This window comes from Desulfovibrio sp. (genome assembly GCF_018379785.1).
Classification (GTDB): domain Bacteria; phylum Desulfobacterota; class Desulfovibrionia; order Desulfovibrionales; family Desulfovibrionaceae; genus Desulfovibrio.
Genome location: NZ_JAGZUV010000027.1, coordinates 18,615 through 44,771, shown reverse-complemented (window position 1 = coordinate 44,771; position 26,157 = coordinate 18,615). Strand labels below are relative to the sequence as shown.

The window sequence follows — 26,157 nt, the reverse complement described above, 5'->3', positions numbered from 1 at the left end:
GCATGCGACTTTTCCGAACATCCCCTGCCGGCCCGGAAGAGCGGCCCGAACCCAGGCCCCCGATGGCTTTGCCTGCCCGCAATCTGAGCGACGCGGCCTATCTCCGGCGCTATTTCAAAACCCTGCTGGCCCTGGCCCTGCTGGGTCTTGTCCTGGTGCTGCCCTATACGTGGTGGTGGCTGTATGAAAGCGGCGACGTGGCCGTGGAGCGCGCCGTGGAAGCCCAGGCCGAAGGCGAATTCGCCCTGTTCGGCTCCGGAGTTTCCCAGGATTTCGTGGACTACAAGCTGCGGCTCTACGCGGCGGTCAGGCCGGATATCACAGCCGTGGGCTCCTCGCGGGTCATGCAGTTCCGCGCGGCCTATTTCCGCAAGCCCTTTCTGAACATGGGCGGCGTGGCGGGCAATCTGGCGGTGCTGCGCTCCACTTTGGACGCCATGCTGCGCATCCACAAGCCCCAGGCCGTGATCCTGGGCCTGGATTTCTGGTGGTTCATGCCCCAGTGGGAGGCCCGGCCCTTTGAGGAAGTCCCGCCCACCAGCGGCTCCTATAATTACGGTTTTGAAAGCCTCAAAAAACCCTGGAGCTGGCTGCTGGACGGCAAGCTCTCCCCGGCGGAGCTGGCCGCGCCCCTGCTGGGCCCCTTCGGGCACGGCTTCCGGGCCGGGCGCTACGGCATCATGGCCCAGCAGACCGACGACGGTTTCGGCCCGGACGGCTCCTGGTACTATACGGCGGACATCACCGGCCGGAAGCGCCCCTTTGACTATCAGTTCAACGACACGCTCAGCCAGGTCCGCCACGGCATCAAGGCATTTTACAGGGCCAAAGCGGGGCAAACCGGTCCCGCCGAAGAGCATCTGGACGCCTTTGCCGAAATCTACTGCCGCCTCAAGGCACGCGGCATTCAGACCTTCGTGTTCATCGCGCCCCTTTCCGAACGCGTACTGACGGCCCTGCGCGAGCATGAACAGGACTATCCCCACCTCTTCGCCCTGCGCGACGCCCTGCTGGCGCGGGGCATCGACGTGCTGGACTGCACGGACCCGCGCGCCTTCGCTTCCGGCGACTGCGAATTCATCGACGGCTTTCACGGCGGGGAAGTCACCTACGCCCGGATTTTACGGGCCATGGCGGACCGCTGGCCAGCCCTGCTCTCCTATGTGAACATGGAGCGGCTCAGTGCCGCCATCCGGGACTGGCAGGGGCACGCGCTGGTGCCTGACGAACGCCTCACGAGTCTGCCGGAAACAGATTTCATGCGCTTCGGCTGTTCCAAACGTCAACCCTGAAACAAACATTTCCAGTAGCAAATACGTTAGGAGGAATCATGCGGATGTTCCGTCACTTCTTTCTCAGCGCGGCGGGCCTGGCCTGCGGCATTGTCTGCGGTTTGGGAGTGCATCCGGCATATGCGGCTCCCGTGATGGACGCCTCCTCGGAAGCGACCGGCAAAGCGGCCACGGCCGCCACCCGCGCGGCCAACAAAGCCGCTGTCCGGGATCTGAATTTCGACGACCGGCAGGACTACGACGACGCCCAGCGCGGCTTTATGGCCCCCCTGCCGGACAACGGCCGCATTCTGGACAAAAGCGGCCGTGAAACCTGGAATCTCCGGAAATACGCATTCCTGGCCCCGGCCATGAGCCGGGACATGCCGCCCTCCCGGATCATGCCCACACCCGCGCCGGATACGGTGCATCCCAGCCTGTGGCGGCAGTCGCAGCTGGTGTTGCGCGACGGCCTGTACAAAGTCACGGAACGCATTTACCAGGTGCGCAATGCCGATCTTTCCAACATGACCGTCATTGAAGGCGATACAGGCCTGATCGTGGTGGATCCGCTGATTTCCGCCGAAAACGCGGCCGCCGCCCTGGATCTCTACTACGCGCACCGCCCGCGCAAGCCCGTGAAGACGGTCATCTATTCCCACAGCCATGTGGATCATTACGGCGGCGTGCCGGGCGTGACCACGGAAGAGGACGTCAAAAACGGCACAGTGCGGATCATCGCGCCCGAAGGCTTTCTGCGCGCCGCCATGTCGGAAAACGTGCTGGCCGGAACGGCCATGGGCCGCCGGGCCCAGTACATGTACGGCGAATTGCTGCCGCCGTCGCCCACCGGGCATGTGGGCGCGGGCCTGGGCCTGAAAAATTCCGGCGGGTCCACCGGCCTCATTCCGCCCACGCTTACCATTGCCCGAAGCGGCGAGCGCCTTGAACTGGACGGCCTGACCTTTGTTTTTCTGCTGGCCCCCAATACCGAGGCCCCGGCGGAAATGCACTGGTACATTCCCGAACTGAAGGCCCTGACCGCCGCTGAAAACTGCACCCACACCATGCACAATCTCTATACCCTGCGGGGGGCCAAGACGCGCGATCCCCTGAGCTGGTGCCGCGCCCTGGACGAAACCCTGGCTCTCTGGGGCAACGAGGCCGAAGTGCTGTACGGCATGCACCACTGGCCGGTCTGGGGCAATGAGCGGGTACGCCGGACCCTGGCCCTGACCAGCGATCTCTACCGCTACATCAATGATCAGACCCTGCATGCAGCCAACCAGGGCCAAACCATGCTGGAAATCGCCGAAAATCTGCGCCTGCCTCCGGAACTGGCGCGAATCTTCGGCCTGCGCGGCTATTACGGCAGTCTGAACCACAACGTCAAAGCCGTGTACAATTTTTATCTGGGCTGGTTCGACGGCAATCCCGCGCATCTGCACGCCCTGCCGCCGCGCGCGGCGGCCCGTAAGTACGTGGAATACATGGGCGGGGCCGAAGCCGTACTTCAGCGCGCCCGCAAGGATTTCGCCCAGGGCGAATACCGCTGGGTGGCCCAGGTGCTGGACCACGTGATCTTTGCCGATCCCGGCAATACCACGGCGCGGGAGCTGGCGGCGGACGCCCTGGAGCAGCTGGGCTATCAGGCGGAAAGCGGCCCCTGGCGCAATTTTTACCTCAGCGGGGCACGGGACCTGCGCGGTCTGCCCCCGGCCGGGGATAGAAATGCCGCGCAAAAAAGCAACAGCCAGTCGCGGGCCATGACCCCGGATCTTTACTTCGACTATCTGGGCGTGCGCCTCAATGCCCAGCGAGCTCAAGGCCGCAGTCTCGCGCTGCGCGTGAAGCTCGGCGATGTGGGACAGGTCTGGGATCTGCGCCTGGGCAACAGCGTGCTGCACGCCCGCCTGAGCGCGGACGATCCCGATGCGGCCTCCGCGCCGGAAGCGACCCTGACCGCCGCCATGCCCACGGTCATGGCCCTGTTCGAGGGACGCCTGAGCGTGGCCGAGGCCGCAAAACAGGGGCTGATCGAGGGCGACAGTCAGACCGTGGCGGAACTGCTGGGTCTGCTGGACCGCTTCACGCCCGGCTTTCCCCTGGTGCTGCCCGGAAAGGAATAAGAACGCATGAGCTTCATGTTTTCCTCAGGACGCTTTCGGCGCAGTCCGGTTCCGGCTGTCTTTCTGGCCGCATCCCTGATCTGGGCCGTGCCCGGCAACGCTTCGGCGGATCAGGCCCAGGCGCCGGGCACGCCTCCGGCGGCGGGCGCAGCGCAGGCCGCGCCGCCGCCCCCCACTCCGGTCGCACCCGCCGCGAAGAAGGCTCAGCCGTCCCGCAAAAACGCGCGCCCCGCGCGCAAAAAGAATCCGCCGTCCCAAGCCGTTCCGGCGGCAGCGCCGCAGCAACCAGCCGCGGCCGCTACGGCCGCTGCCGAACCGGAGGAGGAATCTCCAGCCCGGACCAGGGCCCCGGAACTGCCCGAAGGTCCGGCCGGGGACGCCGCCCGCGCTTATGCCCAAGGGGATTTCCTCAGGGCCAGGGATATCTGGCAAAAGCTGGCCGAAGAGGGCGACGCCCAGGCCATGAACAATCTGGGCGTGCTCTATGACCGGGGTCAGGGCGTGGAACCCGACGCGGGCCGGGCTTTGCACTGGTTCGCCCAGTCGGCCAAGGCCGGGCATCCCTCGGGCATGAGCAATTACGGCCGCATGCTGGAGCAGGGGCGCGGCATTGCCGCCAACCCGCGGGAAGCCGCCCGCTGGTTTGATCTGGCCGCCCGCCAGGGCCAGCCCGAAGCCCAGTACAATCTGGGGCTGCTGTACGAACGGGGCCGGGGCGTGCCCCAGGACGACAAGGCGGCGGCCGCCTGGTACAGCCGGGCCGCGGCCCAGCAGCAAAGCGAATCCCTGGCACGCCTGGGGCATTTCTACCGCGCGGGCCGGGGCGTGGCAAAAAATCCCGGCCGGGCCGTGCTCCTGCTCTACGCGGCGGCCATGAACGGCGAAGCCGGAGCCATCCGCGAACTGGAAGAAATGGCGAAAGAGGGCCCGGCACGCCCGGCCGCCGTGCTCTTCGGCCAGAAGCTGGACGCCGCGGACCGCGCCGCCATGCGCGCGGCTCTGAAAAAATCCGGCACGCCCGCCAGCCGCGAGAGCGACGACTTTATCTGTGATCTGTATGACGTGCGCCGGGTGGTGCCCGGCGCGGAGCAGATGGCCGCCTGTTACGGACCGGGCTCGCCCGCGCCCCTGGGCTTTCTGAAAATCGACTATGCCGCGCCGGACAAGGCCACGGCCGCGCAGATCCTGCACATGGTGGAAGAACGTTTCGGGCCGCCTTCGGCCGGTGAAGGGGACGACGCCCGGCTCTGGAACCTGGGCTCCGTGGTGGTGGCGACCCGGTACGCGCCCACCCATCGCCAGATGAGCCTGATGTATATGGTGCCGCGCGTCTACCATCTGACCCGGCGGCCATAGCGGAATAAGCCCTTCAGGGTCATTCCGTTCTCCTCTCCTCGTTTTATTCTGCCCTGCCCGCGCCGGAGGCGGCCCAAACGCGGGGAGGCGTAAAGCCTCTGTGCCCGCAGGGTTCGAAATTCCTCATCCGTATGACAAGCCCATAGAACGATTGTGAAAGGTAATCTGCCATAAATGCGGAATAATTCTGCCTACGAGCGGAGAACGGAATGACCTTGGCGCGGCCCTCTCCTCCGCTGGACGGGAACGATTCTTTTGTCTATGCTGCAACGACGCAGATCTTTTGCATTTCAGCGGGATGGAGGCCTTATGGAGGACGATACCGCGAAAAGCGGCCTTGCAAAGCGCATACAGCTCAGGCAGATCGAACAGACCATGGCGAAAACCATGGCCGAAAGCAAAATCCAGGACAGGTTCTATGGGGAAGCCGTTATCGAATATCTACGCGACAACGGCCAGATCATCTGTATTTCCGACGACAAAGCCTTTACCGATCTGTTGCGCGAGGCCGTATGCACGCGGTTGAAGATGCCCGCGGGCTGCCTGTCCATCAGCGGCAACGCCGATATGCTGCTGCATACCCTGCGCCATATGATCTCCGCCAGAAACGCGCCCCTGCTGCTCATTGAACAGAACCTCGGAAGCCGGGACATGACCTATCTGCTCCGGCAGCTCAAAAACGGCTATCCGGAGCTGTGGATCATCATCGTCACCCGCGAGACCAACAAACAACGTTTTGTCCTTCTGCACGAAAGCGGCGTGGACAACTGCATCGTCAAACCCATCGGCGTGCAGGCCCTGCTTGAAAAGATCGCCCTGACCATCAAGCCCCACGGCAAGCTGGGCCGGGTTCTGGAATGGGCGCGTGCCCTCATGGCCCAGGGCGAGCATCTGCGCGCCCTGCAGGTCTGCAAGCAGGCCCTTGACCTCAAGGCCAATTCCGCAGCGGCCCTGCTGCTCATCGGCGACATCTTCCGGGCCATGAAGCAGTACGACAAGGCCTGCGAGGCGTATGAAAACGCCAGCCGCACCTCGGCCATGTATCTTGAACCCCTGCGCAAGATGGCGGAAGTCTACGCGGATACCGGCAATACGGCCAAGCGGCTGGAATGCCTGGAGCGCCTGGACGGGCTTTCGCCCCTGAACGTGGAGCGCAAACTGACCCTGGGCGAGATATACCTCCAGATGAACCGCCCGGAAAACGCCAGGAAAATTTTCGATCAGGCCATGACCCTCTCGGATCGTGAAGCCACGGAATACGTCTCGGGCGTGGCCTTCCGGGTGGCCGACGTCTATATGGACAAAGACCCGCAGACCGCCGTCGCCTTTCTGCAGCGCGGCCTGGAGGCCAAAAGGGGCTTCTGGGGCACCGAGGATCTGCTCACCTTCAACCGCGTGGGCATTCTGCTGCGCCGCGCGGGCAAATGGCGCGAAGCCGCCGAGGAATACCTCAAGGCCCTGAAGGTGGCCCCCAACGACGAAAATCTGCACTACAACCTGGGCATGGCCTATCTGGAGGGCAAGGATTTCGAATCCGCCCGGGCCTCCACGCTCAAGGCCCTGGCCCTCAATCCTGATCTGCCGCGCAAATCCTCGCTCATCGCCAGCAACCTGGCTACGGTCTTCGTGCGGACCGGCGACAATATGCACGCCCTGCCCCTGCTGCGTCTGGCTCTGGAACAGGACCCGGCCAACGATCAGGCCAAGGACCTGCTGACCCAGGTGAATCAGACGAGCCGGGAAGAAAATTGACCCCATGCCGGAGCGCGGAAAACGTGCTCCGGCTTTCCCGGCCCGGATCAGAGTAACGTTGAAAATCGGCATTCTCAGCCTTGGCGCCGCCCGTAGCCGGTGTTTGCGAACACCGGCTTTTTTGCGCCCATGGACCGGTGCGGGTCAGTGACTCAAACGGCACGCAAAATATATATTATATGCAACAAAAAGCATATTGCAGCCGCCACAATATATATCTCTTCAGTTATGCCGCAATAAACATATTGCGGCCCTTTTTTCATTGGTTATACTTATACATAATCGCAGTGTATTTTTCCTTCACACATTTTTTATACAGACGAGGTCATTATGGACAAGATTTTACGCATTGATGTGGGCGCCGAGGGCGGCCCCAGGATCAGAGAAGAACGTCTGGGCGAATACGCGGGGCTCGCGGGCCGCGCCCTGACCACCGCGGTCGTCTGCAGGGAAGTGCCCCCCACCTGTCATGCCCTGGGCCCCGAAAACAAGCTGGTCTTCGCGCCGGGCATGCTCTGCGCCACCACGGCCGGTTCCTCGGGCCGCATTTCCGTGGGCTGCAAGAGCCCGCTCACCGGCGGCATCAAGGAGTCCAACGCCGGAGGCACCGGCGGCCAGTACATGGCCCGTCTGAACTACGCCGCCGTCATCATTGAAGGCCAGCGCCGCGACGACCATCTGTACAAGATCGTCATCAAGGCCAGCGGCGTGACCGTCGAGCAATGCGACGAACTTGCCATGCTTTCAAACTATCCTTGTGTGGCCCGGCTGCGCGAGGAATACGGCGAAGGCCCCGGTTTCGTGACCATCGGCACGGCCGGTGAAATGCGCATGTGCAATTCCACCATCTGTTTCACCGATCCCGAAGGCCGGGCCACCCGGCACGCCGGGCGCGGCGGCGTGGGCGCGGTCATGGGCTCCAAGGGCATCAAGGCCATCGTGCTCGACCCGGCGGACACGCCGACCATGCGCAAGGCCCAAGATCCCGAAGCCTTCAAGGACGCCTGCAAGCGCTTCGCCAAGGGCATCACCTCCCACCCGGTCACCGGCCAGGGCCTGCCCACCTACGGCACCAACGTGCTGGTCAACATCCTCAACGAAGCCGGTGGGTTGCCCACCTACAACTTCAAGGAAGGCCGCTTCGCGGGCGCGGAAAAAATCTGCGCCGAAACCATGGTGGAAATCCAGAAGAAGCGCGGCGGCAACCCCACCCACGGCTGCCACCGGGGCTGCATCATGAAGTGCTCCGGCATCTGCGTGGACGAAAACGGCGAATATCTTTCCAAGCAGCCGGAATATGAAACCGTCTGGGGCCACGGCGCCAACTGCGGCGTGGACAATCTGGACGACATCATCCGCATGGACTATCTGGAGGACGACTACGGCCTGGACACCATTGAAACCGGGGCCAGCCTCGGCGTGCTGATGGAAGCCGGGGTCATTCCCTGGGGCGATTCCAAGGCCTGCATCGAGATGATCCACGAGATGGGCAAGGGCACGCCGCTGGGGCGCATCCTGGGCGCGGGCACGGCCACCGTGGCCCGCTGCTACGGCCTGGAACGCGCGCCCGTGGTCAAAGGCCAGGCCATGCCCGCCTATGACCCGCGCGCGGTCAAGGGCGTGGGCGTGACCTACGCCACCACGCCCATGGGCGCGGACCACACCGCCGGTTACGCCGTGGCCACCAATATTCTGGGCCTCGGCGGCAAGGTGGACCCGCTCAAGCCGGAGGGCCAGGTGGAACTCTCCCGCAACCTCCAGATCGCCACCGCCGCCCTGGACTCCACGGGCTACTGCATCTTCGTGGCCTTCTGCATCCTGGACCAGCCCGAGACCTTCCAGGCTCTCATCGACACCCTCAGCGCCTTCACCGGTCGTAAAATGACCGGCGACGACGTGGTGGCCCTGGGCAAGAGCGTCCTGAAGCAGGAGCGGGAATTCAACGCCGCCGCCGGTTTCACCCGCGCCCACGACCGCCTGCCCATGTACATGCGTCGCGAACAGCTGCCGCCGCACAACACGACCTTTGACGTGAGCGACGAGGAGCTGGACAGCGTATTCAACTTCTGAGCCTGAATGACACGGGGGCCGGGTTTTGCCCGGCCCCCGTTTTTTGGATAGCATCATCCCATGCCGGACACACTGCCTCAACTTGAAATCGCCATCCGCCACGCCGCCCGGGCGGGCCGCATTGCGGAAAGCGCGCTGTGCGGGCTGGCCGCCGACGCGGGCCTGGACCTGCTCACGGCCCAGCAGGCGGCCTGCCGCGCCGGAATCTGGCCCGCGCGCTATGCCCGCAACGCCCGGCAGCTTTCCACGCGGGACCAGCTGGCCCTGCTGCAAAGCCGCGTGCTGCTGGTGGGGCTGGGCGGTTTGGGCGGCTGGCTGCTGGAACAGCTGGTCCGCCTGGGCGTGGGAGCGATCACCGGCGTGGACGGCGACTGTTTTGAAGAATCCAATCTGAATCGCCAGTCGCTGGGCAAAGCGGCCCAACTGGGCCAAAGCAAGGCCGAAGCCGCCGCCGCGCGCGTGACCGAGATCAATCCCGCCGTGCATTTCACGCCCGTGCCCCGCTTTGCGGACAAGGTTCTGCTGATCCGGCTGCTGCGCGGTATGGATCTGGCTCTGGACGCCCTGGGTGGGCTGGCCTGCCGCCTGCCCTTGCAGGAAGCCGCAGCGGCAATCGGCGTGCCGCTTGTCAGCGCGGGCATTGCGGGCCTGACCGGCTGGGTGGCCGTGGTGCCGCCCGGACAGGCTGGGCCGGTCCAATGGCTGGGCGCGGGCGAGACAGATGAAACAGAAGCCTCGCCCGAGGAAGAATTGGGCAATCTCGCGCCCACGGCGGCGACAGCCGCCTCCCTTCAGGCGGCCGAAGCCCTGAAACTGCTCACCGGCCGCGCGGCCGCCTCCGGCATGTGCGTCTTTGACCTGGCGGACGGCACGTTTCAGCGCGTCCGCTTATAACCGCCGCCGTGCGCATTGCGCACCCTACCGTTCCAATCGGGGAAATCCTTTCCAATCCGCCCGCAACCCCGGCCGCCTCTGGAGGAAAAACCATGCAACTGAACGTCAAATGTTTCGCCACGCTGGCCGGGAAAAGCCCGCCCGGCGGCGTCTGTGAACTGCCCGAAGGCGCGGACGTGTCCCGGCTCATGGACAGCCTGCAACTCCCCGCCGTTGAAGTAAAAATCATCTTCATCAACGGCGTGGCCGTGGAGCCTGACGCCGTGCTGCACGACGGCGACCGCGTGGGCCTTTTCCCGGCCGTGGGCGGGGGATAGCCGCCGTGAGACAACGAAAAACCGCCTTTTTCGCTGACGCTCCCGCGAACATTGAGAGCAAAACTGTGCTTAAAATTTTTGCAATCAGAAACAGCCCCTAGGCTCAGCCTTTCCCTCGTGCACAAAACCGCCTCCGCCGCAGACGGACCGCCCCGGCTCTTGCCTCCGGCTCCGCTTGGCGCTATTGCATCCCAACGCCGCCGGGCGGCGTTTTTTCTGCACGGAGAATGCCATGTTTGTTTTCGCGGCCATGCTTCTGCTGGGAGCGGTGATCGGCTTTGTGGGCGCGGGCGGCGCGGGGGTCATGATCACCCTGCTCACCGTGGGTTTTGACGTGCCCATCCATACGGCCCTGGGCACGTCCCTGGCGGCCATGGCCTTTACCACGCTTTCCGGCTCGTACAGCCATTTCCGCGAAGGCAACGTGCTGCGCCGCCTGGGTCTGGCCATGGGCCTGTTCGGGGCCGTGGGCGCGTTCTGCGGCGCACTGATTTCCTCCTCCCTCGACACGGCCGTCCTCACCCCGCTCACCGCCGCGGCCCTGCTGCTGTCGGCCCTGCTGATCTATCTGCGCATTTTCCACCCCCACAGCCCGCTCTTCCGCCAGCGCTTCCTGACGCCCAGGGGCGGCAGATTCTGGCTGCTGGCGGGTCTGACCGGCCTGATCAACGGGCTCATCTCCGGAGCCTGCGGCGTGGGCGCGGCCTCTTTCATCCAGCTCAGCCTGCTGCTGGTCTTCAACGCGCCTCTCTATCAGACCGTGGGCACCACCATGCTGATCATCCTGCCCATCGCGGTGCTGGGCGGGGCGGGTTTTCTCAGTGCCGGGCATCTGGAACCGCTGCTTTTCGTCCAGGTGCTGCTGGGCCAGACGATCGGCGCGTTTTTCGGGGCCAAGCTCACCCGCCTGGCCCCGCAGATACTGCTCAAGATCGCCATGGTGGCTCTGCCCGCCTTCGGCGGCTTCATTTTATTCCTTGCCCGCTGGGAGCCGTGAGTTCCAGGCCGCGCCGACGGCGAATCCGCCACCTTGCATAACTTCCGCCGCGCTTTTTTAAATTTCATACCTCTGGCGACAACCCTGAAAGATGATTATCTATAACAGAATAAATTTCTTTCAGGGGTATATATACAATGCGGATAGCGGACATAGAAATCAAAGGCATAAGCTGGCCTGTTTTTCTGGGAATCAGCGTGGTGGTCGTGGCGGCCATGTACCTGGACGCCCTGCCCAAAGGCATGGTGGGCGGCTTCGCCGTGGTCATGGTGCTGGGTTTTCTGCTGGAATACATCGGCGACCGCCTGCCGCTGATCAAGGATTATCTGGGCGGCGGGCCCCTTATTGTCATTTTCGGCAGCGCCCTGCTGGTATACAGCGGCGTCATGCCGGCCTCGACCAAGGCCGTCATCGACACCTTCATGCAGGCCGACGACTTTCTGACCTTTTACATCTGCGCCCTGATCTGCGGCAGCATTCTGGGCATCGAGGCCCGCCTGCTGGTCAAGGCCGGGGCGCGCTACGTGGTCCCCCTGACGGCCGCCGTGGTCTGCGCGGCCCTCCTGGCCGCCCTGGTGGGTCTGCTGGCCGGTACGGGCTGGCGCGAAGGCATCAGTTACGTCTCCTTCCCGATCATGGGCGGCGGCATGGGGGCCGGGGCCATTCCCATGGCCGAAATCCTGCACCAGAGCAACCCGGACACGGCGCTCAAGGACATCCTCTCCATGCTGATTCCGCCGGTGGCCCTGGGCAATGTGGTCGCCATCATTTCCGGCGGCCTGCTCGACAAGCTGGGCAAGGCATTCCCGCGCCTGTCCGGCGAAGGCCAACTGCTCAAGGGCGAGGCCCCGGCGGCGGAAGACGAGGCAAGCCTGCCGGTCACCTACACGGCCCTGGGCATCGGCCTGCTGGTTTCCTGCACCTTCATGCTTTTCGGACGCCTGGCCGCCATGGTCATTCCCGGCATCCACTACTACGCCCTGATGATCCTCAGCGTGGCCGTGTTCAAGATCTTCCACGTGCTGCCCAGATCCGTGGAGCAGTCCTGCACGGTCTGGTTCAGGTTCGTGGCCAAGTACATGACCGCCCCGCTGCTGGTAGGCATCGGCGTGACCTACACGGACCTCTCCCTGGTCATCGACACCTTTTCCATCGTCAACACCCTCCAGGTCATCGCGGTGGTGCTGGGCGCGGTGCTCGGCGCGGGCCTGGGCGGCGTGCTGGTGGGCTTCCATTTCATCGAATCCGCCATTTCCGCCGGTCTGTGCATGGCCAATATGGGCGGCACCGGCGACGTGGCCGTGCTTTCGGCGTCACGGCGCATGGTGCTGATGCCCTTTGCCCAGATTTCCTCCCGCCTGGGCGGCGCGATCATCCTGGTGCTGGTGGGCCTGGTGGTGCCGCTGCTCATGCGGTAAAGGCGCGCATCCCGCGACATTCTTTTGCGGTCCCGGCGGCTTCGGCCGCCGGCGGCCCTATTTCTCCCTGCCGTAAAGCTGCGAGACCGCGTCCAGGCCCCAGGCCCGGATGCGCGCATACAGGGTCGAACGCTTCATGCCGAGGATGCGCAGGGCCCCGTTCTCGCCGTCCACGCGGCCTCGGGCGAGACGCAGCACATGGCGGATGTAACGGCGCTGCAATTCTTCCAGGTTCGGCAAATCTTCCCATTCCAGGCCGGAAAGCGGCCCGGACGGGGTTGTCTTTTCCGCCGGAAGCGGCGGCGCTTCAACGGGACGCAGCAGGTGCAGCGGACCGCCGGAGTGGAGAATGACCGCCCGCTCCACCACGTTCTTCAGTTCCCGCACATTGCCGGGCCAGGCATAGGCGCGCAGGCGTTCCAGCTCTTCCCTTTCCAGAGGCGGCACACGGCGCTGGTAACGGCGGCTGAACATCTCCACGAAGCGCCGCGCCAGCAGGGGAATGTCGGCGGGGCGTTCGCGCAGGGGCGGCAGGGTGAGAGGCACCACGGAAATACGGTAGTAAAGATCTTCCCTGAAGCGCCCCTGGGCCACCATGCTTTTGAGATCCCGGTTGGTGGCCGCCACCAGACGGAAATCAGAACGGATCTCGCGGATGCCGCCCACCCGCATAAAGCATTTCTCCTGCAAAACCCTGAGCAACTTGGTCTGCATGGGCAAAGGCACATCACCCACTTCGTCGATAAACAGCGTGCCGCCGTCCGCCACTTCCAGATGGCCCAGCTTCTGCCGCCAGGCTCCGGTAAACGCACCTTTTTCATGTCCGAAGAGTTCGCTTTCAAAAAGCTGTTCCGGAATGCTGGCCGGATGAATGGGCACAAAAGCTCCGGCCCGGCCGCTGCGCGCATGGACGCGCCGGGCCAGCAGATCCTTGCCCACTCCGGTTTCACCCAGGATAAGCACCGGCGCGTCGGTGACGGCCGTGCTGTCCGCCTGGCGCAGCACGTCGTCGAGCCCGGCTCCGTAGTAAGGTTCATCCAGGGCGGCCATGCGCTCGGCGGCCACGCGGCCCCGTTCTTCCACGGCATGCAGGGCCTTGCGCATGCCTTCCTGCAAACGCCGGGCGGTTTGCAGCTCCCGCGCCAGCAAGCCGCCCAGCTCGCGGAATATTTCCGTGCCCTGGGCGCTGATGTGGCTGGTGAAAAACTCGCATTGCAGAAAAAGAAGCCACGGGCGGGCATTGGGAACCGTCAGGGGCAGATATATTCCGGCGCCCCGCGCGGCGCGCGCGGGTTCGCCTGAAGCCGCCTCCATGACGGCGGCGGCCTTTTTCAGCACGGGGCGGAAGCCCGGGCTTTCCAGCTCCAGGCGCGAAATGTTGCACACCATGACCGGCCCCTCGGCGTCCGGGCTGAACAGAGCCGCCCGCTCCACTTCAAAGGTCTCGCTGACAATGCGCAGCATATCGGCCAGGTGGGCGTCCAGATCCGACCAGGCGGGCAGGGCCTCCAGTCCTTCCCGGCAGCGGCGCAGACAGCTCCGGCCGTCGGGGCAATAAGGCGCGTCCGGCTCGCCTCCGGGGCCGTCAGGACAGTCGTACTGGGTATAGCGCCGCAACACGGCTCTGGCCGCCGAAAATAAAAGCTCGGCCTGGCGGGCGCGCCGCCGCGAAAGGCAATACGCCAGGGCAAGGCGGCAGCGGGCGATCTCCAGCGGACTGCCTACCCGCTTGGCATACGTCAGGCCGCGCACCAGGAGGCCGCGCACCTGTGCCGGGTCCACCCCTCTGGCGCGGGCCTGCAAAGCCCGGATGCGCAGGGCCGCGCCCTTGAGATGCCGGTTGGGGCTCTGCTGCGCGGCCGCCAGCTCGTCTTCAAGATCATAGCCCGGAATCCGGGGCAAGCCCTGCCATTCATAGGCCCAGAGCATGTCAAACAGCCAGGTGAAGCCGTAATAGGGACGCTGGAGCCCCATGCGCACGCAATAGCGCATGCTGGCGTAAAAAATCCTGTGCGAGGTTGCGACGCGCCCCTTCAGAAAATGATAATGCGCCAGCGAACGCATGTTCCAGATCCACAGGGTGGTTTCCGTGGCCGGGTCGCAGCAGAGCAGAAGTTCATCCAGCAGGGCAAGGCCCTCGTCGGGCCGCCCCATGCGCATGAGATCGTCGGCCAGATGGGTCTGAATCCATTTCCGCGTCTGCCGGTTGCGGCGCAGCCGCGCTTCGCGCAGCCCGGCCAGCAGAATGCCCGCGGCCTTGGCCGGAAGGCCCAGACTGCAGGCGGCGCTGCCGATATAGCGCAGCCGCGCTTCCTCAAAGTAGTTGAAATGCGCGGTGAACCGGCTCACAGCGCCGGTTTCAAGACAGGGCAGGGCCTCGCTGTACGCGCCCTGCATAAAATGCAGGATGCCGATGCTGTGCGAGGCCTCCTCCAGAATGTCCGGGTCGCCCAGTTCCCTGATGGAGGCCAGGGTGCGGGCCAGCAGGGCATATGGCCGCTCCGTATTGTGCATCCGGGTCAGGTGACGCTGGCTGGCCTCCGTGAGGTCCAGCATAAGGGTGACGCGCCTGTCCCCCAGCGCCTCGGCGGCGGCGCGGGCCCGAGGCAGCAAATCCAGAACTTCCTGGCCGCTCTTGCCCATATAGATGGAAATGCCCTGAACGCTGCGAAACACGCTCAGATAGCGCCGCAACGCCTCCGCCTCCTCCGTGTCCCCGCTCCATCGGCGCAGGCCGGACAGCAGCAGATCCAGCAGCGCCAGCACCGCCGCGCATCGCCCGTCGTCCAGGGTCTGCCGCACTTCTTCCAGCAATATTTCACAACCGTCGAGAACGGCTCCGCTCTCCAACGAAGCCACGGCCCGCAACAATGGACGCGCCGTGACTTCCGGCGCGCGCTCACGCGAAAAAGCGCGTAGCGCCTCGGCCCGTCCCCGCCAGAGCCCCGAGCGCGACGGCCGCGCCAGCCCACGCGCGGCGAAAAGACGCAAAACTTCATCCACGGCCGCGGGCGGCCAGGGCCCCAATTGAATCAGCGCCTGCCGCGTGTAGCGGATTTTATCCACGGCCAGCAGCGCGGCCAGAGCCTGTGGCAGGGATTCCTGCGGATCATGGGTCATCTGTCGGCCCTGTTTTCAGATTTAATCCAGATATTGGACAAAATCTATTTAATAAACAAGCCCCAAAAAGAGCGTATTTGGAATTAATAGCAATAACATATTGATTTTAAACAATAAAAAATAAAATCCATATTGGCACCGCTCTTGCTCTCTCCGTTTCAGCTTCCCACGCCGCTTTCGGAAGGCCGGGAAGCGCCACCGCACCGGAAACCATGATGGAGGTCGGGCATGAATATCACACACGCCACGGAAACCGCAGCCACCGGCACAGGCGGCGCGGCCGCGATCCCTCCCACCCGCAACGAACATCTGAAATGGATTTTTTCCCTGCTGTGCGCGGCGGTCATTCTGGCCGTCTGTGTCGTCGCCGGTCTGCCCCGGCCCGCCTGCTGGTTTTTCAGCCTCACGGTGCTGGCCATCTGTCTCTGGGGTTTTTCCCTGCTGCCCGACGGACTCGTGGCCGTCATGCTGCCCATGGGCTATATCCTGTCGGGCGTGGGCACGCCCGCGCAGGTGCTTTCACCGTGGACCAAGCCCATGGGCTGGATGATCCTCGGCGGGCTGATGACCGGCCTGGTGCTTCAACATACGGGGCTTGCCCGGCGCATCGCCCTCTGGGCCCTGCACGTCACGGGCAGCTCCTTCCGCCGCCTGCTCTGGGGCATTCTGCTGGCGGGCTTCATCATTGCGCCGCTCATGCCCACATCCACAGGGAAGTGCATCCTGCTGGGCATCATCTGCATCGGCATCTGCGACGCCATGGGCTTCAAGGCCCGCTCGCGCGAGGCATCCACCCTGCTGATGGCCGGTTACCTGGCCGTGGCCGGGCCCCGCATGGGCCTGTACACGGGCGCGGGCGAAGTGACCCTGAATCTGCAAATGCTCGCCACGGCCGGGGTGCACGTGTCATGGCTGGAGTATTTTCTGCAGAATTTCGCGCCCAGCGTGGTCTACAGCGTGTTGTCCATTGTGGTGCTGCGGCTGGTCATGCGGCCCAGGAGCACTGTTGACGCCCGCGTCTGGGTGGAAGAGCAGTACGCCGGGCTGGGCCCCATGAGCCTGCGCGAAAAGAAGGCCCTGGCGCTCTTCGCGGTGCTGGCCGTCCTGATGATGACGGACAAGTGGCACGGCATCAACATCGGCTGGATCATGATGGTGGTGGGCTTTGTCGGTTTTCTGCCGGGCTTTGACCTGGTGGACGGCAAAAAGTTCGCCACGCTGAACCTGACCTCCGTGCTGTTCATCGTGGGCTGCATGTCCATCGGCGCGGCGGCCCAGGCCACGGGCATGGACAAGAGCATCGCCCGGGCAGTGCTGCCCCTGCTGCAGGGCAAGGGAGAGCTGGGCACGGTCATCGCCTCCTTCTTCTCCGGGGCGGGGCTCAACTTCCTGCTCACGCCGGTGGCCGCCGTAAGCACCTTCACCGTGCCGCTGGCGGAAATCGCCAAGGCCCTGGGCATCAATCCTCTGGCCCCGGCCTACGCCTTCATGCTCGGTCTGGACCAGTACGTGCTGCCCTACGAATACGCGGCTTTTCTGTACATGTTCTCCACGGGCTACATCAATTTCAAGGACATGGTCCTGGTCTTCGCCTGGCGGGCGCTCATGGCGCTGATCGCGCTCATCCTCGTCTTCTATCCCTTCTGGAAGCTCACCGGCGCGGCCTGAGCCCGCCGCACGGCAATACCCATACCCGCAACCCCGGACACAAGGAGGATCATATGGCAGCCAACCCCGGCTCCGCGCAATGGATCGAACTGGAACGCGCAGGCATGGCAGCGCTGGACGAATTCATGGAAACCTTCAACAGCGGCTCGCCCCTGCTCTGGGCGCAAAGCCTGCACTATCCGCACGTGCGCCTGGGCGGCCTCGCGGTCCAGATCTGGAACTCGCCCGAAGACTACGCCCGGGACAATGACGTCAGCCGCCTGCGCGAGGCCTCCGGCTGGGGCTACACAAAATGGGACCGGCGCAAGATGATCCAGGCCGATGAGGATAAAATCCACATGGCCGTGCAGTTCTCGCGCTACACGCCCGCGCATGAAAAAATCGTCGCCTTTGAATCCTTCTACATCCTCACCAGGATGAACGGGCATTGGGGCACGCAGTTCCGCTCCAGCTACGCGGGCGTCATCGGCGGAAATACGGCTTTTTAGAAAATTGCGCTGAGGACATGGAACACTTTCCCCACCGGAGAGGGATGCCCGGCAAGGGCATCCCTCTCCGACGGCTTGACGCCCGCCGGGGGGCGGTTTATCTTTTTTCCACTACTTCCAATGGCAGCGGGCGCGGCTGGATAAACAAGGCGCGCAATCTGCCCGGCATACCGCTGGGTTTCTTTTTGGGCATCCACGCCCACAGCATGCATTGCCGGGTCGATAGCTCCGAATACAAGACCCTTCGGGGGAATACGAGCAGCGCTCCATTGGGCGTAGTTGAGTCCCGGCATTTCTCATAGCCAAGTGCCGATACTAAACCAATGGAGCGCCGTATGTCCCATCCTCTCGCGGACGCGCCGTCGCCTTCGGCGCGGCCCCTCCCCGATTTCGTTGCCCTGGCCGAAAAACTGCAACAAATTGCCCAGGTCCTGCTGGCGGCAGGCCCGCCCCCGCCCGTAGCCGAATCCGGCGACGCCCCCGCCGTTGATGCCGAAAGGCCTTCGGAAATCCGCACCTACCGCGTCCCCGACTATATTGTGGAGGAAGAGCGGAGGCTGCTCGCGCAACACCAGGCCCAAAGCTGGCAGGAGATGTTTGACAAGGCGTGCAACCGTCTCCACACCCTGATCTTTCTCCTGCAGCACTTTGAAACGGGCGCGAGCATGGACGGCTACGCCGTGACGCTGCTGGGCGACACCCTGATGGCTCCTCTGGACACGCTGAACAGCCTGTGCTCGCTGGTGGCGGATTTTCGCCTCCAGCCCGAAGAGGGATAAACGCGCGGGCCGACCTCGCAGCGAGGTTCCAAGCCGGATAAAATCAGCACCGCTCCTTCAAGGGGTGGTGCTGATTTGGCCCTATAAGGGCCTATTACTCGTCCGCCCCCTGAAGGAGGCCAGACCTGACTTCCGCCGCTATTCCTAGCGGCCCATAAATGGGTCGAACATCTGCATCAGCTTACGGTCCACGTCCTCGACAAGGGTCCAGAGCAGACGGCTCTGGGCATATACGCCGCCCTGCTTGAGCATTTCGGCATAGGCCATAAGCGGCGTCAGCAGGTCCGTGGTCAGGGTACTGCCCAGAGAGACGGCGTTACGCATTGACCACCTCGGCTTCCGGAAAGGCCGCCGCCCGTCCGGCGTCGCGCGCCAGGGCATTGGCCTGGGCGATGTCGAAAACGGACTGGATAAGGGCCGCCTCATACTCCGGATCATGAGCGTATCTCTTCCGGATATAGAGGATGGCCGCCATGTAGGGGCCGGCGTGATGGACGAACCGCCAGACAGGAAAACAGAGCGGGATGAGCTTAGACATGATCCGCCTCCTTCTGCCCGGCCAGGCCGGAAAGACGGTTGCGGACGTCGCGCAGTTCGGACCAGGCCCCGGCAAGGACACTCGTCATGCCGCCGGCCGGACTTACGGGAGAGGAATTCAGGAGAGAAAAATAGCCTTGCAGCAGGGCAAGCCTGCCCATGACGTCGTCGATGACGGCAATGGAGCAGCAGCATTGCCTCAGGGCCGCGCCACGGAAAGGAAAACGGGACGGGGAAGGGGCTGAGACATAAGACACCTCGTTGAGTTTCTTATTGCCTTTCTGCGGACGCAAAAAAGGCCGGGAGCTAAGAACCGTCAACGAACGGCGGGCATATTTCCCCGAAGGGTGTTGTATTAGCCCACTCCCGCCCATGCAGCCGAAGGATGCACCACCGCTTTTCCTGTACGGAGGGCACAAAAAACGCCACGCTCACGGATTGGCAGCCGTCGTTGAAGGTGTTCTTAGGCACCCGTCAAATTGCTTGCCAAAATGCACGGAGCGTGCCAAGCCCGGAAAGTACCGTCTAACATCGGGAGGAAGCTATGCCGGGAGAACATTTCACACAGAACAAGCACCGCATTGAGGACCGCAGCATTTCGGAACTGGTGGGCATTGCCAGGGTTTGGTGGCTGACGGGATCGTCAACGAAAGGGAAGCGGACTTCCTGATCACCTGGCTGCAGGAAAACCAGCATCTGACCTGTTGGCCCTTCGACGTGCTCAATACCCGCGTGGCCCAGATGCTGGAAGACGGCGTGATTGACGCGGAAGAACGCGCGGAACTGCTCTCCATTCTCCAGAGCCTGGTGGGTGAAAAGCCCGTGGCCGAACACATCTCTTCTTTCACTACCATCACCACTTCGCTGGATTATTTGGTGCTGGACCACATGGGTACAACGAGGATGGGGGGGTGAGTCCGTTTCACCCCCTCTGGCGACCAGAAAATGTGTTTTTTTCTTTATCCGGCATTCACATCCCGACCGTCCCATTGACTGCCGGTCTGCTTTTGGTGCACTGGACGACATCGTCCAGCAGCTCCGGCTTGTGGTCCAGCAGCTGCAGCAACACCACCAGCGACTGTGGCGGGTTTATCTTGCCCCGCTCATAGCGGCTGAAGGCGTTCACCCCGCCACCGAACAGCTCCCCGGCCTGCTTCTGATTCAGGCCGAGCTTTTTACGGACGGACTGGATGAACTCGGGGTCCACGGACTGGCTGTTGACTAGGCGCTTGAAATCGGCCATCTGCTTTTCCATGGCCGCAGCCTCTTCGTCGGAAAAAATCATTTCGTCGCAATCAGGGCACCAGTCGCCATGCACGTCCAGCACGGTCTCCTGGCCTTTATAGGTATAGGGAATCTTTCTGTCGCAGTCCCGGCGCAGACTGGAACCGCCGCAAACGGGGCATTTCATCTTCACAGCTCCTTGAAAGAGACAACCAGCACGTCATCCAGCACGGTCAGCTTGATATACAGCATGCCCACTGTGGAGTGATGGCGATACACGTCCTGCCAGATTGTGGAATCCCGATAAGTGGTCATGCTCTTGTAAAATTCCGCCGTTTCCAGCCGCAGGATTTCCAGTTTGATGCCATGGCGGTCAAAACCAAGGGCATCAGCCGCCAGCAACGCGGACCTGGTGTACCTGAGCTTCCCGGCTTCCACGAGAGCCTTGACTTGCGAGAGGGGGCAGGAAGGTTTGCTCTTTTCCATGAAGACAGAATAACCATTTTGGTTAATTTTGACAAGTCTTCTATTCAGGCTCGACCTTACGGCTGGCCAAGTAGGCCTCGATACGGCTCACCGTCACCTGCAGGCCCTTGCGGTTGCCGATGCGGAAGGCCACCAGCTTGTACACCCAGGAATCGGTGCAGCCAAGGCGGGCAGCCGCTGTCTGCACATTGACTCCGATCCTTTGGCCCGGTCATGGGGAAGATTGGCGTTCCGGCCCATGGCGATCTCCTAATACTCGCCCCGGCCACGCAGGAAGCCGGGACGGTTGCGTTGGGGCGCTTCCCTGCCGGGCAGCACACGAGCGGGCAAAGGCGGCCGGGCGGTCATGCAGGTCCGCGGGTCTACGCCCCGGGCTTCCGCCACGACGGGCCGAACCAGACAGGCCTGGGCTGCGGCCAAAAGCTCGCGTTCCACGATCATCTGAAAACTGGGCAACCAGGCCCCGTCCACGCAGGCGCTGGCCATGACGGTACAGTCCAGATAGTGGTTGTTCCGATTTTTTCCGTACCCAGGCCAGCTTGCCTTTACGGCCGCGCACCAGGGCCTCGGCGCAGATCTGCGCGGCAAAAGATTGGTCCGTCTCCCTGTGCAAGGTCATGGACTGACGCGCATCAGGCTCCAGGCGGGCAAAAATAAGACTCTTGAAATAGTAGGTATCCAGCAGATAGAGCCAGAGGCCCCCGGGAATGCGGATCCGGGAGCTGGACAGGTCGATCATGGTGGCGCGCACCGGGGTGTGTGACTCATGCGACGCGCCCTTGCACCTATAACGGGCTGCAGCTCTCATGCCGGGTTTGGTGCAATTTGGTGCAGAAAAAGGGGTTCGGCTTATGCCTAACCCCTTGAAATATATGGTGCCGAGGGACAGAATTGAACTGCCGACACGGGGATTTTCAGTCCCCTGCTCTACCAACTGAGCTACCTCGGCCCATGTGGGAAAGTCTTGTACCCGCTTGGCGAGGCTTTGGCAAGCCTTTTTTGGGGAAATTTCCCGCGAAAACTTGAATCTTGCGCATCTTCCGGCCATACTCCCGTTGTTTACAGTCCAGCCGAGGAGTTCCCGTGCAATTTCGTGCCTCAGTTCCCCCGATTTTACGTGAAGTGCAGGCCCTGCGCACCCTTGGCGTGTGGCGGCTCATGTTGCAGGCCCTGGTCACGGGCGGCATCACCGGCGCGGTGATCGGCCTGTTCCGCCAGACCTACACTCTGATCAACACAGCGGTTGTGGACTATGTGCACGGCCACAGCCTGTCCGACCCCCTGGTGGGTCTGAGCATCTTCGTGGCGCTGGTCCTGCTCGGCCTTCTGGCCTGGCAACTGCTGCGGCATGAACCGCTGATCAGCGGCAGCGGCATCCCCCAGGTGGAGCTGACCGTGGCCGGGCATCTGCCCATGCGCTGGGTCACGGTGATCTGGGCCAAATTCGTGGGCACCCTGGTCTCCCTGACCGGCGGACTTTCCGTGGGCCGCGAGGGCCCCTGCATCCAGATGGGCGCGGCCGTAGGCTGCGGCGTGGGCCGCATCTGGCATGACGACAAAGCCCAGACCATGCCGCGCTATCTCATCGGCGGCAGCGTGGCCGGGCTCACGGCGGCCTTCGGCGCTCCGGCCGCCGGACTCTGCTTCGCCTTTGAAGAAATGAAAACCGTGATCAGCGCGCCCATGCTGCTGTTTACCGCGTTGGCCGCCGCCTCGGCCTGGTTTGTGATCGAGGTGCTCTTCGGCTTCGGACGGGTCTTTCCCTTCCACAATACGGGCACGCTCTCCCTGCTGCAATGGTGGATCGTGCCTCTGCTGGGCGGCATGATGGGCATGCTGGGCGCCGCCTACAACGCCATCCTGGTCCGCCTGACCCACTGGGCCGACCGCAGCCCGCTGATGCCCCAGCCCGTGCGCGTGCTGACCCCCTTTCTGATCAGCGGCCTGCTGCTCTACTTCTACCCCCAGGTGCTGGTGGGCTTCGGTCCGGGCGCGGTGGAGCTGGAAGGCCTGGCCCTGCCGCTGGGCGCGCTCTTGCTGCTGCTGGCCGCCAAGATACTGTTTTCCTGCGTGAGCTTCGCTTCAGGCGTGGCCGGCGGCCTGCTCATGCCCATACTGCTCGGCGGCGCTCTGGCCGGCGGCTGCGCGGCCTCGGCCCTGCTCTCCCTGGAGTGCATCGGCCCGGAACAGGGCGCCACCCTGCTCATTCTGTGCATGGCCGGGCTGTTTGCCTCCACGGTACGCGCGCCGCTCACCGGCGCGGCCCTGCTGGTCGAAATGACCGGCTCGCTGCACAACGCCCCGGCCATTGTGGTCACGGCCTATCTGGCCGCCCTGACCGCCAACTGCCTGAATTCGCCGCCGGTCTACGACAGCCTGAAGCAGCGTGCCGTGGACCAGGAAAAAGCCCGGCAGGCCAAAATCGATCAGGCCGCCGGCGTTCCGGGCGCAACCGCTTAGGGAGGATACGTGCGCCGCTTTTTCCTGCCGCTTTTGCTTTTATCGACGCTCACGGCCTGCGAATCGAACACCTATCCGGAGAGCACGTGCGCCGATTTTACACGCCCGACTGCTCATATTCGGGAACTCTCCCCCGTGTTCCTTTGCTTCGACGGCTACGCCGCCCGCAAAACCGGCCAGGAAAGTCTGAATCCGGAATGGGCTGACGAGGCATTGGGCCAACTGTACAGGCAGTGCGAGACGCGCCCCCAGGCCAAGGTCATGGACATTTGGATTGAACTCAAAAAAACCCTTATTGTACCAGGCCAAAGCTACGCTATGACTACCCTTGCCTGCCACGATCTTGTGCACGGAAGCGCCGGACGCCCTTGGGCGTCGGAGAAGGGCATAGCGCTCTGGCTGGTGGGTTATCTGCATGCCGGACGCGGCGCGGCGCCTTGGTTTGTCGAAGATATGGAGGCCGTCATCGACCGAAACGGGCCGTTGTTTGAGGCCTGCAAGAGGCGCCCACAGGATATGGTGCTGGATGTCATGCGGGAGCTGGCCCGTTGAATGGTTTGTCGCCGTGCGCACGATCAAGAATCATTTTTATTTGCATGTAACATATTGAAATATAAATATAAATAAAAAAATACTTGCAATAGTACAGATCATTGCTTACATATGGTGCCTCCCATCAATATTACAAGGCAAACGTCATGACCCGCAAAGACCGTACTGAAGGCATTTACAGCCGCCGTGAAGTGCTTGACGAGAGCGAGCGCCGCCAATACTGCCTGATCCAGCTCAAGGACCTGCTTTCTTACGCCTACCGCTATTCGGAAGACGTCAAAAAGCGTTTTGACCGCGCGCAGTTCAATGTGGAGAAGTTCAAGACTCTCTCGGACATCAAGCACATCCCCATTCTGAAAAAGAAAGAGCTGATCTTTCTGCAGTCCATGGGACCGCGCCTGGGCGGGCTGCTGACCAAGGACATCGGCGAGCTCAAGCGCATCTTTCTTTCGCCCGGCCCCATCTTTGACCCCGAAGACCGGGGAGAGGACTACTGGGGCTATACCGAAGCCTTCTATTCGGTGGGCTTCCGTCCCGGCGACGCGGTGCAGAACACCTTCAACTACCAGCTCACGCCCGCGGGCCTGATGTTTGAAGAGCCCCTGCGCAACCTGGGCTGCGCTGTGATCCCCGCCGGGCCGTCCGATGCGGCCACCCAGTTGGACATCATGCAGAAGCTGCGCGTCTCCGGCTATGTGGGCACGCCCAGTTTCCTCATGCACTTGGCCCAGAAGGCCGAGGAAAAGGGCCTGAATCTGCGCAAGGATCTCTTTCTGGAAGTGGCTTTCGTCACCGGCGAGCGCCTCTCGGAAAAAATGCGCTCCCAGATGGAAAAGAAATACGACCTGATCATGCGCCAGGGTTATGGCACGGCGGACGTGGGCTGCATCGGCTATGAATGCTTTCACAAGACGGGCCTGCACATCGCCAACCGCTGCTATGTGGAAATCTGCCATCCGGACACCGGCATTCCGCTCAAGGACGGCGAAGTGGGCGAAATCGTGGTCACGGCCTTCAACAAGACGTATCCGCTGATCCGCCTGGCCACGGGCGACCTTTCCTACATCGACCGCAGCCCCTGCGCCTGCGGCCGCACCAGCCCGCGCCTGGGCAGCATTGTGGGCCGCGTGGACACCACCGCCCGCATCATGGGCATGTTCGTCTACCCCCATCAGGTGGAGCAGGTCATGAGCCGTTTCGAGGAGATCAAGCGTTGGCAGATCGAGGTCACCAACCCCGGCGGCATCGACGAAATGACGCTCTTCATCGAAACCAGCGGCTTCAAGCGCGAAGAGGAGCTGCTGCACCAGTTCCGCGAAAAGATCAAACTGCGTCCCGAACTGCGCGTTCTGGCTCCGGGCAGTCTGCCGCCGCAGATCCGGCCCATCGAGGACAAGCGCCACTGGGATTAACCGATAGTGTAAAAGCCCGGCCTCTTGGCCGGGCTTTTGTCTATTCTTCAAAAGGAGGACCCATGTCCGATCAGAATGCCGCTGAAGCCCTGGCCGGGCTCATCCAATGGCTCAGAGAGCGCCATGACCGGATCATGGCCGTGGAGGCCGAAGCCCTGCGCCTGCTGGAAGCCGGGGACACCCCCGGCCACAACGCCAAAATGCGCGAAAAAGCCGAATTGCTCGCCGCCCTGGGCGAGGACGCCAAACCCCTGCTGGCCGGGCTGCCCGGCGAACTGCGCTTCAACCTGGCTCTGGCGCTGGAACGTTTTTCGGGCAGCGCCCGCAATGCGCTGGGCCTCAATTCGGTCTTTTACATGTCCGCCCTGCTCTATCCCGAAGATCACAAGCAGGGCGAGCCCGACGATCTGACGGTCTGCATCGACCGCATGGAGCGCGAAGGCGAAAACTTTTCATAGCCCGCCGTGGCCCTGTCCGCCAGGGCAGACGCATCTAATTCGGTAACTATTTGAAATTATTAATATATAATAAACTATATTTGTTGTTCGTAGCAAATAATTTCAAATAGTTAGATGCTACGTGCGTCTGCCCTGCCCTGTCCGCCGAAGAGACTGGACAGGGACGACGGATTGGCCGATACTTAAAAAATCGGCGGCCCTCCGGCCTCCGAAAGAATTGTTTTGCGCCGCACGCGCGGGCAAGACAAAATCCACGCATAAGGAGCAAGTTATGACGCGTGTACTGCGTTTTCCGGCCCTGCCGGTTTTGTTGCGGATGTTCGCCCTGCTGGCCCTGGCGGGCCTGCTGGCTCTGCCCGCCCTTCAGGCTCGGGCGGCGGACGATCCGGCCAAGGCGGCCTCAAAGGACAAATTCGAGGAAATGGATAAAAACAAGGACGGCAAAGTGATTCTGGAAGAATTCCAGGCCGCTTTCCCCAATATGAAGGAAAGCGCCTTTGTCGTCATTGACAAAAACGGCGACGGCGCCATTGACCGCGTGGAGTGGGATGAATTTCTCAAGGGCCACGCGGCGGGCATGAAGCCCGGCATGGGCGGCATGCCGCCCCGGATGGGCGCACCCATGAACAATATGCCCGGCGATCCCATGATTCCGTCGCCGGACAGCGCGGACATGCCCCTGGTTACGCCGCCCAATGGCCTCTGATAAACACAAGGCCCCGCCTTTTCCCGTGCCCTGGCGTCCGGCAACGGCTCCTGACGCGGAAGA

At 62.9% G+C, this 26,157-nt stretch carries 26 protein-coding genes, 1 tRNA gene and 1 pseudogene; 18 read left to right on the top strand and 10 right to left on the bottom strand.

Annotated features, from left to right (window positions below):
- Positions 1-2: 2 nt before the first annotated feature.
- From KH208_RS07690 to KH208_RS07650, 9 genes are all read left to right on the top strand, one after another.
- Positions 3-1,292, top strand: coding sequence for a hypothetical protein (locus KH208_RS07690; protein WP_291435236.1), 1,290 nt, complete (start codon positions 3-5; stop codon positions 1,290-1,292).
- Positions 1,293-1,330: 38 nt separating this feature from the next.
- Complete coding sequence (locus KH208_RS07685) at positions 1,331-3,400, top strand: alkyl sulfatase dimerization domain-containing protein (RefSeq protein ID WP_291435235.1); 2,070 nt, start codon at positions 1,331-1,333, stop codon at positions 3,398-3,400.
- Positions 3,401-3,406: 6 nt separating this feature from the next.
- Positions 3,407-4,756 carry a tetratricopeptide repeat protein gene (locus KH208_RS07680; protein WP_291435234.1) on the top strand — a complete coding sequence of 450 codons (1,350 nt, stop codon included), beginning with the start codon at positions 3,407-3,409 and terminating at the stop codon, positions 4,754-4,756.
- A gap of 309 nt (positions 4,757-5,065) precedes the next feature.
- Positions 5,066-6,508 (top strand): tetratricopeptide repeat protein, encoded by a 1,443-nt coding sequence (locus KH208_RS07675; protein WP_291435233.1) that lies wholly within the window; start codon positions 5,066-5,068, stop codon positions 6,506-6,508.
- A gap of 330 nt (positions 6,509-6,838) precedes the next feature.
- Positions 6,839-8,578, top strand: coding sequence for an aldehyde ferredoxin oxidoreductase family protein (locus KH208_RS07670; protein WP_291435231.1), 1,740 nt, complete (start codon positions 6,839-6,841; stop codon positions 8,576-8,578).
- A 60-nt stretch (positions 8,579-8,638) separates the two neighbouring features.
- Positions 8,639-9,472 (top strand): ThiF family adenylyltransferase, encoded by an 834-nt coding sequence (locus tag KH208_RS07665; RefSeq protein WP_291435229.1) that lies wholly within the window; start codon positions 8,639-8,641, stop codon positions 9,470-9,472.
- 92 nt (positions 9,473-9,564) lie between these two features.
- Positions 9,565-9,789 (top strand): MoaD/ThiS family protein, encoded by a 225-nt coding sequence (locus KH208_RS07660; protein ID WP_291435226.1) that lies wholly within the window; start codon positions 9,565-9,567, stop codon positions 9,787-9,789.
- A gap of 232 nt (positions 9,790-10,021) precedes the next feature.
- The gene (locus KH208_RS07655) at positions 10,022-10,786 is read left to right on the top strand and encodes a sulfite exporter TauE/SafE family protein (RefSeq protein WP_291435224.1); all 765 of its coding nucleotides are present in this window, start codon (positions 10,022-10,024) and stop codon (positions 10,784-10,786) included.
- A gap of 137 nt (positions 10,787-10,923) precedes the next feature.
- The gene (locus KH208_RS07650; RefSeq protein WP_291435222.1) at positions 10,924-12,204 is read left to right on the top strand and encodes a 2-hydroxycarboxylate transporter family protein; all 1,281 of its coding nucleotides are present in this window, start codon (positions 10,924-10,926) and stop codon (positions 12,202-12,204) included.
- A 57-nt stretch (positions 12,205-12,261) separates the two neighbouring features.
- On the opposite strand, the gene KH208_RS07645 is transcribed toward KH208_RS07650, so the two are convergent.
- On the bottom strand, positions 12,262-15,324 hold the full coding sequence (locus KH208_RS07645) for a sigma 54-interacting transcriptional regulator (protein ID WP_291435221.1): 3,063 nt from the start codon (positions 15,322-15,324) through the stop codon (positions 12,262-12,264).
- A 228-nt stretch (positions 15,325-15,552) separates the two neighbouring features.
- Between KH208_RS07645 and KH208_RS07640 the strand changes: the two genes are divergently transcribed.
- From KH208_RS07640 to KH208_RS07630, 3 genes are all read left to right on the top strand, one after another.
- The gene (locus KH208_RS07640) at positions 15,553-16,992 is read left to right on the top strand and encodes an SLC13 family permease (protein WP_291435219.1); all 1,440 of its coding nucleotides are present in this window, start codon (positions 15,553-15,555) and stop codon (positions 16,990-16,992) included.
- A 53-nt stretch (positions 16,993-17,045) separates the two neighbouring features.
- Entirely contained in the window at positions 17,046-17,480 is a 435-nt protein-coding gene (locus KH208_RS07635) for a hypothetical protein (RefSeq protein WP_291435217.1), read from the top strand.
- 335 nt (positions 17,481-17,815) lie between these two features.
- Positions 17,816-18,259, top strand: a complete 444-nt coding sequence (locus KH208_RS07630; RefSeq protein WP_291435215.1) for a hypothetical protein — start codon at positions 17,816-17,818, stop codon at positions 18,257-18,259.
- Between the two features lie 144 nt (positions 18,260-18,403).
- On the opposite strand, the gene KH208_RS07625 is transcribed toward KH208_RS07630, so the two are convergent.
- Genes KH208_RS07625 through KH208_RS07615 form a run of 3 tightly spaced genes read right to left on the bottom strand, consistent with a single transcriptional unit; the run spans position 18,404 to position 19,053 of the window.
- Entirely contained in the window at positions 18,404-18,583 is a 180-nt protein-coding gene (locus KH208_RS07625) for a hypothetical protein (RefSeq protein WP_291435213.1), read from the bottom strand.
- Positions 18,576-18,797 (bottom strand): hypothetical protein, encoded by a 222-nt coding sequence (locus KH208_RS07620; protein ID WP_291435211.1) that lies wholly within the window; start codon positions 18,795-18,797, stop codon positions 18,576-18,578. The genes KH208_RS07625 and KH208_RS07620 overlap by 8 nt, the downstream gene beginning before the upstream one ends.
- On the bottom strand, positions 18,790-19,053 hold the full coding sequence (locus tag KH208_RS07615; RefSeq protein ID WP_291435210.1) for a hypothetical protein: 264 nt from the start codon (positions 19,051-19,053) through the stop codon (positions 18,790-18,792). Before KH208_RS07615 ends, KH208_RS07620 begins: the two co-directional genes overlap by 8 nt.
- 370 nt (positions 19,054-19,423) lie before the next feature.
- Here KH208_RS07615 and KH208_RS07610 point away from each other — a divergent pair, with 370 nt between their 5' ends.
- Positions 19,424-19,711: a hypothetical protein gene (locus tag KH208_RS07610; RefSeq protein WP_291435208.1), complete on the top strand. Its 288-nt coding sequence runs from the start codon at positions 19,424-19,426 to the stop codon at positions 19,709-19,711.
- 55 nt (positions 19,712-19,766) lie between these two features.
- Here the strand turns inward: KH208_RS07610 and KH208_RS07605 are convergent, their stop codons facing one another.
- The 6 genes and pseudogenes from KH208_RS07605 to KH208_RS07585 form a co-directional block, all read right to left on the bottom strand.
- The gene (locus tag KH208_RS07605) at positions 19,767-20,207 is read right to left on the bottom strand and encodes a type II TA system antitoxin MqsA family protein (RefSeq protein ID WP_291435206.1); all 441 of its coding nucleotides are present in this window, start codon (positions 20,205-20,207) and stop codon (positions 19,767-19,769) included.
- A 2-nt stretch (positions 20,208-20,209) separates the two neighbouring features.
- Positions 20,210-20,506 carry a type II toxin-antitoxin system MqsR family toxin gene (locus KH208_RS07600; RefSeq protein ID WP_291435204.1) on the bottom strand — a complete coding sequence of 99 codons (297 nt, stop codon included), beginning with the start codon at positions 20,504-20,506 and terminating at the stop codon, positions 20,210-20,212.
- Positions 20,507-20,546: 40 nt separating this feature from the next.
- A complete protein-coding gene (locus tag KH208_RS07595; protein ID WP_291435202.1) occupies positions 20,547-20,693 on the bottom strand; it encodes a hypothetical protein in 147 nt (48 codons plus the stop codon).
- A gap of 62 nt (positions 20,694-20,755) precedes the next feature.
- The gene (locus KH208_RS07590; RefSeq protein WP_291435200.1) at positions 20,756-20,992 is read right to left on the bottom strand and encodes a hypothetical protein; all 237 of its coding nucleotides are present in this window, start codon (positions 20,990-20,992) and stop codon (positions 20,756-20,758) included.
- Between the two features lie 88 nt (positions 20,993-21,080).
- Positions 21,081-21,419, bottom strand: a pseudogene (locus tag KH208_RS15520) (hypothetical protein); the annotation flags it as partial.
- A tRNA-Phe gene (locus KH208_RS07585) sits at positions 21,380-21,455 on the bottom strand. The pseudogene KH208_RS15520 and the gene KH208_RS07585, both read right to left, overlap by 40 nt.
- A gap of 134 nt (positions 21,456-21,589) precedes the next feature.
- Between KH208_RS07585 and KH208_RS07580 the strand changes: the two genes are divergently transcribed.
- The 5 genes from KH208_RS07580 to KH208_RS07560 all read left to right on the top strand — a co-directional run bounded on the left by KH208_RS07580 (position 21,590) and on the right by KH208_RS07560 (position 26,094).
- A complete protein-coding gene (locus KH208_RS07580) occupies positions 21,590-22,966 on the top strand; it encodes a chloride channel protein (protein ID WP_291435199.1) in 1,377 nt (458 codons plus the stop codon).
- Positions 22,967-23,101: 135 nt separating this feature from the next.
- Complete coding sequence (locus tag KH208_RS07575; RefSeq protein WP_291435198.1) at positions 23,102-23,518, top strand: hypothetical protein; 417 nt, start codon at positions 23,102-23,104, stop codon at positions 23,516-23,518.
- Between the two features lie 146 nt (positions 23,519-23,664).
- The gene (locus KH208_RS07570; protein ID WP_008683254.1) at positions 23,665-24,930 is read left to right on the top strand and encodes a phenylacetate--CoA ligase family protein; all 1,266 of its coding nucleotides are present in this window, start codon (positions 23,665-23,667) and stop codon (positions 24,928-24,930) included.
- A 62-nt stretch (positions 24,931-24,992) separates the two neighbouring features.
- Positions 24,993-25,388, top strand: a complete 396-nt coding sequence (locus KH208_RS07565; RefSeq protein ID WP_062253728.1) for a hypothetical protein — start codon at positions 24,993-24,995, stop codon at positions 25,386-25,388.
- Positions 25,389-25,659: 271 nt separating this feature from the next.
- Positions 25,660-26,094: an EF-hand domain-containing protein gene (locus KH208_RS07560; RefSeq protein ID WP_291435195.1), complete on the top strand. Its 435-nt coding sequence runs from the start codon at positions 25,660-25,662 to the stop codon at positions 26,092-26,094.
- The last annotated feature ends 63 nt before the right edge of the window (positions 26,095-26,157 follow it).

Coding starts and splice junctions, on each gene's coding strand:
- KH208_RS07565 (WP_062253728.1), top strand. CDS start 24,993: ATGTCCGATCAGAATGCCGCTGAAGCCCTGGCCGGGCTCATCCAATGG.
- KH208_RS07655 (WP_291435224.1), top strand. CDS start 10,022: ATGTTTGTTTTCGCGGCCATGCTTCTGCTGGGAGCGGTGATCGGCTTT.
- KH208_RS07640 (WP_291435219.1), top strand. CDS start 15,553: ATGAATATCACACACGCCACGGAAACCGCAGCCACCGGCACAGGCGGC.
- KH208_RS07590 (WP_291435200.1), bottom strand. CDS start 20,992: ATGGCCAGCGCCTGCGTGGACGGGGCCTGGTTGCCCAGTTTTCAGATG.
- KH208_RS07680 (WP_291435234.1), top strand. CDS start 3,407: ATGAGCTTCATGTTTTCCTCAGGACGCTTTCGGCGCAGTCCGGTTCCG.
- KH208_RS07600 (WP_291435204.1), bottom strand. CDS start 20,506: ATGGAAAAGAGCAAACCTTCCTGCCCCCTCTCGCAAGTCAAGGCTCTC.
- KH208_RS07630 (WP_291435215.1), top strand. CDS start 17,816: ATGTCCCATCCTCTCGCGGACGCGCCGTCGCCTTCGGCGCGGCCCCTC.
- KH208_RS07670 (WP_291435231.1), top strand. CDS start 6,839: ATGGACAAGATTTTACGCATTGATGTGGGCGCCGAGGGCGGCCCCAGG.
- KH208_RS07650 (WP_291435222.1), top strand. CDS start 10,924: ATGCGGATAGCGGACATAGAAATCAAAGGCATAAGCTGGCCTGTTTTT.
- KH208_RS07570 (WP_008683254.1), top strand. CDS start 23,665: ATGACCCGCAAAGACCGTACTGAAGGCATTTACAGCCGCCGTGAAGTG.
- KH208_RS07635 (WP_291435217.1), top strand. CDS start 17,046: ATGGCAGCCAACCCCGGCTCCGCGCAATGGATCGAACTGGAACGCGCA.
- KH208_RS07645 (WP_291435221.1), bottom strand. CDS start 15,324: ATGACCCATGATCCGCAGGAATCCCTGCCACAGGCTCTGGCCGCGCTG.
- KH208_RS07625 (WP_291435213.1), bottom strand. CDS start 18,583: ATGCGTAACGCCGTCTCTCTGGGCAGTACCCTGACCACGGACCTGCTG.
- KH208_RS07560 (WP_291435195.1), top strand. CDS start 25,660: ATGACGCGTGTACTGCGTTTTCCGGCCCTGCCGGTTTTGTTGCGGATG.
- KH208_RS07660 (WP_291435226.1), top strand. CDS start 9,565: ATGCAACTGAACGTCAAATGTTTCGCCACGCTGGCCGGGAAAAGCCCG.
- KH208_RS07685 (WP_291435235.1), top strand. CDS start 1,331: ATGCGGATGTTCCGTCACTTCTTTCTCAGCGCGGCGGGCCTGGCCTGC.
- KH208_RS07675 (WP_291435233.1), top strand. CDS start 5,066: ATGGAGGACGATACCGCGAAAAGCGGCCTTGCAAAGCGCATACAGCTC.
- KH208_RS07690 (WP_291435236.1), top strand. CDS start 3: ATGCGACTTTTCCGAACATCCCCTGCCGGCCCGGAAGAGCGGCCCGAA.
- KH208_RS07605 (WP_291435206.1), bottom strand. CDS start 20,207: ATGAAATGCCCCGTTTGCGGCGGTTCCAGTCTGCGCCGGGACTGCGAC.
- KH208_RS07665 (WP_291435229.1), top strand. CDS start 8,639: ATGCCGGACACACTGCCTCAACTTGAAATCGCCATCCGCCACGCCGCC.
- KH208_RS07620 (WP_291435211.1), bottom strand. CDS start 18,797: ATGTCTAAGCTCATCCCGCTCTGTTTTCCTGTCTGGCGGTTCGTCCAT.